Source organism: Pseudobacter sp., from assembly GCF_051955275.1.
In the GTDB taxonomy this organism is placed as follows: Bacteria; Bacteroidota; Bacteroidia; order Chitinophagales; family Chitinophagaceae; genus Pseudobacter.
On the sequence record NZ_JBQCGW010000253.1, the window covers coordinates 20,877 to 27,116 of the forward strand.

Here is a 6,240-nt window from a genome sequence, read left to right on the forward strand (position 1 = left end):
TCAGAACACTATATTTCCATCATGAATGAGTGAGCGTACAGATGAGATCCTGCTCACCGCTTCGGCGGAGCAGCTTGCATCTACCAGTACCACGGAAGCTGCATCACCAGGATTCGGCCATTGTCTTTTCCCTTTATCATCAAGCGGAAGAAGGTTGCCGGTGGCTAGTTTCAGGCTTCTGTTCAATTCAAATTCGGTAACATAGCCATAAAGTTGCGCCATCATATTTGCTTTCTGCAACACACTGCCCGAGCCGAATGTATTCCAGTGATCGATGATACTGTCATTCCCTGTAAGTACGGTTACCCCGTAACGGTAGAGCGTGGGAATGGGCATGATGGTGCCGCCAAATGGAATAGTGGAAACGATGCCCACTCCTGCTGCGGCCATTTTATCCGCCAGCGCATCCATTTTGGGTTTATCCAGCCGCGCCAGCACAAAACAATGACTGAGGAATGTTTTTCCATTCAGTTCCGGGTAGGCACTGACCCTTTCAATGAGGTATTCAACGGTTTTCAGCCCGCTCTCCCCGCCTTCATGCAGGTGGATATCGATGCCCTTATTGAATTCCAGCGCCAGGTCTACCGTAAAATCGATGCTTCTTTTTATGTCGCCGTCGATCGACTGCGGGTCCAGCCCCCCGATAAAATCGATGTTCAATTGAGCAGCTTCGCGCATCAGATGCGTGGATGGCTTATAGTATAACCCGTGTTGCGGAAAAGCCACCAGTTCTGCGGCGAAGCTGCCTTTGCGGTTTTCCAGTGCTTTCTGCAGATTCTTTAAAGAGTTGAGCCCGGAAGTGGGATCTATGTTCACATGGCTTCTGGCAAAGCCGGAGCCATTCTGCTGTAACAGTTCAATGATCTTCTCCGCGCGGTAAGTTGATGTGGTCAGCAGTTCAGGAATTATGCGTTCCTCCAGCGCTATCATGTCTTTCACCGACCTGTCCTTTTTCAGCCTCGCCTTCCAGGGGCCTCCATAATATGTTTTGTCGAGATGAATATGCATGTCCTTAAATACAGGCAGCATCAGCAGGCCTTTGGCGTCGATGGCATCTGCCGCCGCATCATTGGGCAGCACGGCTTTGATCTTTCCATCAGCGATCTGAACAAGGAAAAGCTCAGTGGTAGTACCCGTTACTTCACCCTCTTCAAATTCAAAGCCTGTTTCCAGACGTACATTTTTCAGGCTGTATTTCTTTTTATCCATTTCCGGATTTGTAGATTTTATTGTTTCTCCTGCCAGTGCGGCGGGCGCCAGCATCAGACCGCCACTACCGGCTACCAGCGTAGCCGCATTCCTGATAAAACTCTTCCTTGATATTGATTGTTCGTTCATGCCGCTCAGTTTTGACCAAAGTTAGCAAAGGCATACTGCTACAGAATGCAGGATTTATCCCAATACTTGTAAAATTTATAACTCCCCCCTGAACTCCCTTGGAGATGTACCTGTCTGCGCCTTGAAGAAATTGGAGAAATAGGCCGGGTCTGTGAAACCAAGCTCAAAGGCGATCTCTTTGAGAGAAGTTTCCGAAGCAAGGATCATGCGTTTGGCTTCCAGGGTAATACGCTTCTGTATAAAAAACATACTGGGTACATGAAAATGACGCTGGCAGAGGATATTGAGGTAATTGGGCGTGATATGCAGTTGTCGTGCATAAAAAGCAACCGACTTCTCCTCCCTGAAATGAGTATCCACCAGGGAGAGGAATTTGTACAGGGCGGGCTTTGCGCGGTAGAGCTCCATGACTTCCCATTTCTGTTCCGCTTCCCGCTTTACCAGCTGGGCAATGATGGTGCTTCTAAGGTAGATGAGCTCCCAGCTCACAGGCTTGCGTTGCAGTTCAGCATGGACCTGCCTGAACTCATTCAGCAATTGCTGAAATGCACTGGCGGACAGGTTCACAACAGGATGGCCCTGGAACTGCACGAAGGAAAAATCCAGAGAAGTGGAAAAAGTTTCGAAGATCCTTTTACTGATCATCAGCTGGAATGCTTTGGTGCGCGGCCCCAGTTTCCATTTATGCACCTGGTGCGGGAACAGCAGGTGAACCTGGTGGTCAGTAACAGGATGATCGGTGAAGTCGATGGTATGGATGCCGCTTCCCTTTTCAAAAAGAAGGAAGAGGAAGAAATCGTGCTTGTGAAATTTATCGATCAGTCTTTTGCCTGTGATCTCATGGTATTGAAAGTCCGGCTCTGCCTGCTGGTCAGAGAAAAACTCCCGGATGCCGAGCACTGGGATCTTTTCTTTCTTCTTTTTTCCGGAAGCAGTGGGCATGGCAGTGAGATTGTGCCATGAAGTTACTGTTTATGTAATCATTTCCTGAAAAGCATAAATGATTTCGGTGCTTCGGGGATCTGGGGTAGCATATTTTCAATTTCGAAAGAACGGTCATCGATCTTTCTGAATTCATGTTTTATTGCTCCTCCATAATTCGATTTATGAGTCAATGTTATGGTATTGAGTGAAAATTTTACAGAGAAGGTGTCTCTGTAATCAGTGTTATTTTCTCCACGTACCATCAGGCCACCAGGCAGGAACTTCAGATAGCTGCGCCCCTCAACTGGCGTCACTTCTACATATTTACCAGTCAATCCTGAATCATTGTTTTTCTTGCAGGCTGCCATGCTGCTGATGGAAACAATCAGTAAAAGAATTTTCCATTTCATATGTTGTTGATTTGTGGAATGACCCGGTAAATAATTCCATCGTTGCATATGAAATGTTATAAAGTGGATTACTTTTTATCGGAAGGTTTTGAATACACATTATTGCCTATCCCAATCGCAGTTTTTGATGCCTGTTTTGTTTGTCGGGGAAATAGTTGAAAACCGGTTCACTGGTGGCGCCGGAGGCGACGAAATAGAAGTCACTCGCGGGACGCGACCAGGCACTGCGAAACAGAAAGGGCCAGCCTTATGAGGCCGGCCCTGATAACCTGTTTATATGGATTGCTTATTTGCTAACAGATTTTGCAGCATCGATGATCACTGCGGCTACTTTTGCCGGTTGTGAAATGAATACTACGTGACTGCCTTTGATCTCTGTGATCTTTGTATTGGCGCGTTTGTACATGTTGCGTTGAATTTCCGGAACAATCGCTTTGTCTTCGGTGGCTACGATACCGAAGCTGGGCTTGGTCCTCCAGGCAGCATTGGTTACAGGAGTAGCGAATGCTGCTGCATAGAAAGTTCCCTGTGATGCATACATGAAGTCGGCCTGTTCTTTGGGAATGTCTGCAGCAAAGCCTGCATGGTACTTGCTTTTCTCAAAATATACGATACCATTTTCATCGGGAGCCGTAATGCCGTTCTCAGGTGCCGGAGGCGCGGTCTGGATCCATTTGAGACCGGATTCACCTTTGTCTGGCTGCAAGGCTGCAATATATACCAGTCCTGCTACTTTGGGATGGTTACCTGCTTCTGTGATCACTACTCCACCCCAGCTATGTCCCGCCAGGATCACCGGGCCGTCCTGCCTGTCGATGGCGTATTTGGTAGCTGCCACATCTGCTTCCAGGGAAGAGAGCGGGTTTTGAACTACGGTTACATTGTAACCTTTTTTAGTGAGCTCAGTATAAAGGTTCCTGTATCCTGATCCGTCCGCAAAAGCACCGTGTACCAGTACTACGTTTTTTACCTGCTGGGCCTGTGTTTCAGTTACAACTGCGGTGGTAGCTGTAAAGGTCATGGTTGCTGCGATCAGTCCGCTTTTCAGTGTGTTGGCTAAAGATTGCTTTTTCATATTTTTTGTAGTTGATTTTTTTGTTTGCGATCAACAGTACAAAGTTGCAACCTGAAACGTGCCTGGAGAATGTGTGATTTTCCCGGTTAGTTGTAATTATTTCCCGGCTTCGGGAACCAGCCGGTTATTCCGGAAATCCAGTGGCGAAACCTGGGCCTGTTTCTTGAAAAAATTGGAAAAATGTGGCATATCCTCGAAGCCAAGCTCCCAGGCAATGGTCTTTACAGGCTTGTCAGTGTAAGCCAGCAGTCGCTTTGCTTCTATCAGTACCCTTTCCTGGATAACCTGACTGGGCGATTTGTGGTTATAAATAGCGAAGAGATTGGACAATGTTTTAGGTGATTTAAACAACTGTGAAGCGTAGAAGCTGACCGACCTTTCCGTTTTGAAATTAGCCTCCACCAGCAAATTGAATTTCCGGATGATGCTGAATTTTTCGTCTTTCAGCTGCGCCTCTGGAACGAATTCCGCTTTAGCCAGCCCAGTAATGAATTTGATGAGCCGCTTCAGCAGGGCCAGTAGCATTTCATTCTGAATGGTATCATTCGTTTTCAGTTCTTCGCTGAAGATATCGAAGAGGAGCTTTAAACGCTGTTGCGCGTCTGTACCGAGACTGATGAACAGGTGATCAGTGTTTCCGAAAAGGAAACCCACGCAACTCACTTCACTGTCATGATCCAGAATGCAATAGAATTCCCGGTTGAATTGCCAGGCAATGATCACGGAGGCATCTTCAAAGTGGAACGACTGATCGAATAATAACGTAAGCAGTGTATTGGCAGGAAATTCAAATTCATCTCCGTCGATGGTGACTTTCTGTGCAGGGCCCGGGTTCCAGGCAATGGTAAAATGTTTATTGGTCCTGTCCCTGCCGAGATAAAGGCGGTCGAATGCCGGTTCCTGGTGAATAAGCGCCAGATGGCCGCCTGTCTTGTCGTCTTTGATGATCAGCTTCATATTTTGGAAGAATAAGGGCAGCGCTAAAATTAGGGAACTGTAGTAAAATAGCAAAACTCATCAAGGGCGGTTCTTTTATGGCTACCCGCTTCAGCTTCCCTGATTGACCTTCATTTGCCATGCAATGGATCAGAGGATCTTTTCCTTCCCATCTTCAAAATAATGGATGCGGTACAGTTCATCACGCCTGTCGAGCCAGGTACGAACCTGCCCTGCCAGCTTGTTTCGTTTGATCAGGTTCATATCCAGGTCCTGGTAGATCAGGGTCTCGTCACCCGCTTCCGCTTCGGCAGCAATGGCATCCCGGTGGAATTCCACATCTGACGGAGTGAGGATGGCGCTCTGCGCATACTGGATATCCAGGTTGTCTACCTGTGGCAGGTTGCCCACAGCACCCGCCAGCACCATGTACACCTGGTTCTCCACGGCACGCGCCTGCGCGCAATAACGTACACGGTTATACGATCTCCGGTCATCCGTATTGAAAGGAACGAAGATGATCTGCGCCCCCTTGCTGGTAGCGATACGGCAGAGCTCAGGAAATTCCACATCATAACAAATGGAAATAGCGATCTTGCCGCAGTCAGTATCAAAAACTTCCACTTTATTGCCTGGCTTCACACCCCACCATTTCTTTTCATGTGGCGTGATATGAAGCTTGTATTGTTTATCGAAGCTGCCGTCTCGCCTGAAGAGATAAGAGATATTGTACAGTTCATCATCTTCTTCCGTACTCAGATGTGAGCCTGCAATGATATTGGTATTGTACTTGATGGCCATGTTGCGGAAAAATTCCTCGTATTGTTTGGTGTATGCCGACAACTGGCGTACAGCCGTTCCTGGCCTTTTATTGGGCAGGAAGGACAGCAGCTGCATGGTGAGCATTTCGGGGAAGAGCACAAAATCGCTTTTGTAGTCGGCGGCCACATCGATGAAGTATTCGCAATGTTGAGCAAACTCTTCAAAGCTGCTTACGATCCGCATCATGTACTGCACGGCGCATACGCGCACGTAGGTGTTGAACTCCTGTTCGCCTTCGGCCTGATAGTCCAGGTTCACCCATTCCATGAAAGTGGCAAAGCCGCCACTTTCCTTATCACCCGGAAGATAATTACGGATGATCCTTTTGAGGGTAAATCCATTTGACAGCTGGGTGGTGAGTACAGGATCGAAGATCTTTTTGTCCATCACATGCTGCACGTATTCCCGGATGTCCATCTCATCGGAGTGCAGGTGATAATTGGGAAGCCGCCCACCCACCACAATGCGTTTGAGGTTGAGCTCGCGCGCCAGTTTCTTTCTGGCTTCATACAACCTGCGCGCCAGTTTCATATTGCGGTAGCTGGGATCTACCATGATCTCGATACCATAGAGGGTATCCCCGAGCGGATTGTGGGTGCTTAGTGTACCGTTGCCGGTGATCTCCAACCAGGAGTGGTTGACGGAAAACTCATCAAAGTTGAGGAGCAACGCGCTGGAAGAGGCTACCAGCGTGGTGTTCAGCATAACCCCCAGTTGCCCTTCAGGGAAGGTGGT

Annotated in this window: 6 protein-coding genes; all 6 read right to left on the reverse strand. The window is 48.0% G+C overall.

Translation table 11 applies throughout. The features are described from left to right. Positions 1–1,338, reverse strand: coding sequence for an amidohydrolase (locus ACTHMC_RS22045; protein ID WP_440416457.1), 1,338 nt, complete (start codon positions 1,336–1,338; stop codon positions 1–3). A gap of 75 nt (positions 1,339–1,413) precedes the next feature. Then, entirely contained in the window at positions 1,414–2,280 is an 867-nt protein-coding gene (locus ACTHMC_RS22050) for a helix-turn-helix domain-containing protein (RefSeq protein WP_440416458.1), read from the reverse strand. Positions 2,281–2,318: 38 nt separating this feature from the next. Next, on the reverse strand, positions 2,319–2,672 hold the full coding sequence (locus ACTHMC_RS22055) for a hypothetical protein (RefSeq protein WP_440416460.1): 354 nt from the start codon (positions 2,670–2,672) through the stop codon (positions 2,319–2,321). 286 nt (positions 2,673–2,958) lie between these two features. Further along, complete coding sequence (locus ACTHMC_RS22060) at positions 2,959–3,747, reverse strand: alpha/beta hydrolase (protein ID WP_440416462.1); 789 nt, start codon at positions 3,745–3,747, stop codon at positions 2,959–2,961. Between the two features lie 96 nt (positions 3,748–3,843). Beyond that, positions 3,844–4,704: a helix-turn-helix domain-containing protein gene (locus tag ACTHMC_RS22065; RefSeq protein WP_440416463.1), complete on the reverse strand. Its 861-nt coding sequence runs from the start codon at positions 4,702–4,704 to the stop codon at positions 3,844–3,846. Positions 4,705–4,833: 129 nt separating this feature from the next. After that, positions 4,834–6,240 (reverse strand): bifunctional GNAT family N-acetyltransferase/carbon-nitrogen hydrolase family protein (locus tag ACTHMC_RS22070; protein ID WP_440416464.1); only part of this gene is annotated, 1,407 nt, incomplete at its 5' end.

Coding starts and splice junctions, on each gene's coding strand:
- ACTHMC_RS22045 (WP_440416457.1), bottom strand. CDS start 1,338: ATGAACGAACAATCAATATCAAGGAAGAGTTTTATCAGGAATGCGGCT.
- ACTHMC_RS22050 (WP_440416458.1), bottom strand. CDS start 2,280: ATGCCCACTGCTTCCGGAAAAAAGAAGAAAGAAAAGATCCCAGTGCTC.
- ACTHMC_RS22055 (WP_440416460.1), bottom strand. CDS start 2,672: ATGAAATGGAAAATTCTTTTACTGATTGTTTCCATCAGCAGCATGGCA.
- ACTHMC_RS22060 (WP_440416462.1), bottom strand. CDS start 3,747: ATGAAAAAGCAATCTTTAGCCAACACACTGAAAAGCGGACTGATCGCA.
- ACTHMC_RS22065 (WP_440416463.1), bottom strand. CDS start 4,704: ATGAAGCTGATCATCAAAGACGACAAGACAGGCGGCCATCTGGCGCTT.